The organism is Saccharomonospora iraqiensis subsp. paurometabolica YIM 90007 (genome assembly GCF_000231035.2).
GTDB classification, from domain to species: Bacteria; Actinomycetota; Actinomycetes; order Mycobacteriales; family Pseudonocardiaceae; genus Saccharomonospora; species Saccharomonospora paurometabolica.
Genome location: NZ_KI912247.1, coordinates 211731 through 215375, shown reverse-complemented (window position 1 = coordinate 215375; position 3645 = coordinate 211731). Strand labels below are relative to the sequence as shown.

The 3645-nt window shown below is 67.8% G+C and carries 4 protein-coding genes and 1 pseudogene; 4 read left to right on the top strand and 1 reads right to left on the bottom strand.

Translation table 11 applies throughout. From position 1 onward, the window contains the following. The 3 genes and pseudogenes from SACPADRAFT_RS28020 to SACPADRAFT_RS0215300 form a co-directional block, all read left to right on the top strand. Positions 1-767, top strand: a pseudogene (locus SACPADRAFT_RS28020) (carboxylesterase/lipase family protein); the annotation flags it as partial. A 118-nt stretch (positions 768-885) separates the two neighbouring features. Further along, complete coding sequence (locus SACPADRAFT_RS0215305) at positions 886-1410, top strand: helix-turn-helix domain-containing protein (RefSeq protein WP_007026917.1); 525 nt, start codon at positions 886-888, stop codon at positions 1408-1410. 86 nt (positions 1411-1496) lie between these two features. After that, complete coding sequence (locus SACPADRAFT_RS0215300) at positions 1497-2057, top strand: PIN domain-containing protein (RefSeq protein ID WP_007026918.1); 561 nt, start codon at positions 1497-1499, stop codon at positions 2055-2057. Between the two features lie 28 nt (positions 2058-2085). On the opposite strand, the gene SACPADRAFT_RS0215295 is transcribed toward SACPADRAFT_RS0215300, so the two are convergent. Beyond that, complete coding sequence (locus SACPADRAFT_RS0215295) at positions 2086-3066, bottom strand: esterase/lipase family protein (protein ID WP_007026919.1); 981 nt, start codon at positions 3064-3066, stop codon at positions 2086-2088. 247 nt (positions 3067-3313) lie between these two features. Here SACPADRAFT_RS0215295 and SACPADRAFT_RS28015 point away from each other — a divergent pair. Next, positions 3314-3645, top strand: a 332-nt coding sequence (locus tag SACPADRAFT_RS28015) for a Clp protease N-terminal domain-containing protein (RefSeq protein WP_007026920.1), incomplete at its 3' end; no start/stop codon positions are given.

Below are 3645 nucleotides of genomic sequence, written 5' to 3'. Positions count from 1 at the left end.
CGGGCGCGGAGGCCACCGTCGCCTCGCTGGCGCAGGTGCCGCCGGAGGAGATCCACCGCGTCCAGCGGCGCCCCCTGGAGCGCCCCGCCGAGGGACAGGCCCCGCGCGCGGACAGCATCACGCCGTACGCGTTCGTGCTCGACGACGATTCCCTGCCGCAGCGGCCGTGGCAGGCGCTAGCCGACGGCGTGGCGGCGGACGTCGACACGGTGTTCGGCTTCAACCGCGACGAGTACACCCTGTTCACCCTCGGCCGCGACCTCTCCCGCAAGGACCCCGCGCGCACCGCCGCCGCGGTGGGCCTGGACGCCTCCGCCGTGGACGACTACCGCGCGGCGCACCCCGGCATCGGCGATGCGGACCTGCACACGCTGCTGCTGACCGACTCGGTGTTCCGGATGCCGGCCCTGTGGTGCGCCGAGGCCCAGGCCGAGGCGGGCGGGCGCAGCCACCTGTACGAGTTGACGTGGGAGAGCCCGGCGATGGGCGGGGCTCTGGGGGCCTGCCACGCGCTGGACCTGCCGTTGACGTTCGGCAACCTGGACACCCCACTGACGACGATGGTGTTCGGCGAGTCGGTGCCGGACGGTGCGGAATACCTGTCCGAGCACATCCGCACCGCGTGGCTGTCCTTCGCCCGCACCGGTGACCCGGGCTGGCCGGCCTACGACCCGGCCGAGGCGCTTACCCGCATCTGGGACGTCCCGGTGTCCGTGGCCACCGACCCCGTCGCCACCTCCCGACGCATCTGGGCGGGGCGGGGGTGAAAAGCTTCCTCTCCACCAGTGGCATGTTTCGGATATTTCGATTAACCTGTTGTCAGACACAGTGGGACACAGCACGGGCGCCATCACCACGAGTCGTCCCTGTCAGCCGGGAGGCATCATGACGACCACGCTGGAGGAGCGGACCCTCCTTCCCCCGGAAGGACCCCATCGCGAAGAGCTCGGGCAGTTGGCCGACCTCTTACGCGGCTCCGTTCGTCCGGACCCACACTCGAGTCACTCCGCCTCCACTTCGGCACAAGATTCCGCGACATCGGCGAAGCTGGTCGGACCGGACGGACGAGAGGTGGCCTTACCCGAACAGCTCTACCAGCTACTCACCCAGGTGGTCGACAACCTGGGCAAGGGACTCGCCGTGGTGATCGAACCGTCGAACGCGGTGCTCACCACGCAGGAAGCCGCGGATCTACTGCACATCTCACGACCCACCTTCGTCAAACTACTCGAACGAGGCGCGATCCCGTACCACAAAACGGGACGCCATCGTCGCGTGTATCTGGCTGACGTGCTCGAATACGACGAACACACCCGCCGGGAGCGCGAGGGAAACCTCGACGAGATGGCTTACGAGTCAGCTCACGACGACACCATCGACGATTCGACGGGTTTCATTCCGACACGATGACGGCGCAGGTGGTGAACAGGTTTCGTGACCTGCTCACCACCCTCCGTGTTGACACCCGCCAGGCGACGTAGTGCACACTGTGTACCGTGGCTTTCCCGGCGCTGTTGGACGCATGCGTCCTGGTTCCATACAACCCGGCGAACGTACTTCTGTACCTCGCCAACGAGAAGATGTTTCGACCACTGTGGTCGGCAAGGATCCTCGACGAGGTCGAACACACCCTCGTCGCGAAACTCGGAGTACCCCCGGAGAAGGCGAGCAAGCGTATCAGTGGCATGCGGCGTGCTTTCCCTGATGCGGAGATCGAGGGTTACGACGCGCTCATCGACTCGATGCACTGCGACGCGAAAGACCGCCACGTCCTGGCCGCCGCCGTACGAGCCAACGCCGAGCTGCTGGTCACCAGCAACATCAAAGACTTTCCGCGCACCGCACTCGATCCGTACGACCTCGTCGCCATCGAACCGGACGAGTTCTTTCTGGATCAGCTCGATCTCGACCCCGGACGGACCATGAGCTCCTTACAGAAACTCGTCAGAGCTCGTAACAATCCTCCGGAAACACTGGCCGGATTCCTGAGCACGCTGAAATATCAGCTCCCACGATTCGTCGACGCCGTACAGGAACGCTTCCCGCACGTTTCATGATCACCAGTCCGGCCAACGTTCCGGCGCCTCACCACTCCGGCGGGGGTTCGGCGCCCAGCGGGGTCACCACGGTGCACGGCACCGGGCGTGGGTTGGCCGGGTCGAGGGCGTTGAGCACGTGGCCCGCGGCGACCGGGTCGGCCATCACGCCGCCGTGCTCGGCGAAATCGGTGGGGCAGGTCTCCTGCAGCACGTGGTTGGTGATGTTCGGCCCCTCGGCCATGCCGCTGGTGTAGGGCACGATGAGCTCGTCGTAGCGGGTGACGATGTTGGTGTACTCCACGTCCGGGGAGAACATCCCGGCCTCGTCGAGCTCGGCGAAGTAGTCCGAGCCCGTCAGGAACTGGGTGCACGATGCGCACGCCGTGCCCACCACCCCGTCCACGGCGGAGTCCAGGCCGAGCCGTTCCGTCGTCCGGTACAGCGTCGCGAGGCCGGCCGGGTTGGTCCCCTCCCACAGCGGCGTCAGGCTGACGTACTTGTCCACCACCGCCTCGCCACCGAGCTTGCTGACGTACCAGGCGGGCATGATGGTGCCTTCGGAATGCCCGAGCAGGTCCACCTCGTTCGCGCCGGTGGCGTCCAGCACCCGGTCGACGAACGCCTTCAACTCCTTGGCGGACTCCTGCATCGTCGTCATCCCGCCCGGCTGGTAGAGCGGGACCGCGCTGTTCAGGTCGGTGACGCCGTAGGTCAGGGCGAACACGCAGTAGCCCTCGTTCGCCAGCAGCGGGGAGAACGTCTGCCAGTTCACCGTCCGGTTGGCGATCAGCCCGTGCACCAGCACGACCGGGTTCGGGTGGTCCTCGCCCGGTTCGCACGACCAGTCGTTGGAGCCCGGGGGCGGGCTGTCCGGCCCCGCGGCCTGGGCGGCGACCCCGGCCCCGATCGTCCACGGCACGGGCAGTTCGTCGTCCTCCGCCGCCGCCACGCCGGGTGCGGCGACCGTCAGGGACACCGCGGCCACGGCGGACAGCGCCGCCGCGGCGATCGACCTCGTCGTCGTCATGCCTCTCCCCGCTTCGGTGATCACGGGAGTCAATCACGGTGCCCCCGCCGCACACACCCGAGATCATCCGAATGGCCCAGTCGGTACGGCCGCCTGCCGCGCGCCGCGGCACCACCGCGACCGACCGGACGTGACCCAGGTCTCATGATCACACCCTCGGGAATTGCCGAGGGACCCGGCACGTTAGTTGATAGTGAAAGACTCAAGTCTGCGGTGGCGGAGAGCGCTACCGCGTGGGAGGTTGAGAATGCCTGCGTATCACGGTTCGGGCGGGTTCGAGTCGTTCGACGACTTCCTGGCCCGCGTTTTCGGCGTCAACGGCCCCTCCCAGGGCAGCTTCGGCCGCCAGGTGCGGCGGATCGACATCACGCAGCTGCTGAGCAAGCGGGCGAACAAGCTGGTGTCCCAGGCCGCACGGCACGCGGGCGAACAGGGCCACGGGGAGCTCGACGCCCTGCACCTGCTGTGGGCGGCCACGCAGCACGATCCCGGCCGCGGCATGCTCAGCAACGCCGGTGCCGACCCCGACGCGGTCGCGCGTGCGGTGTCCGAACGGCTGCCGCAGGCGAGCGCCGAGGC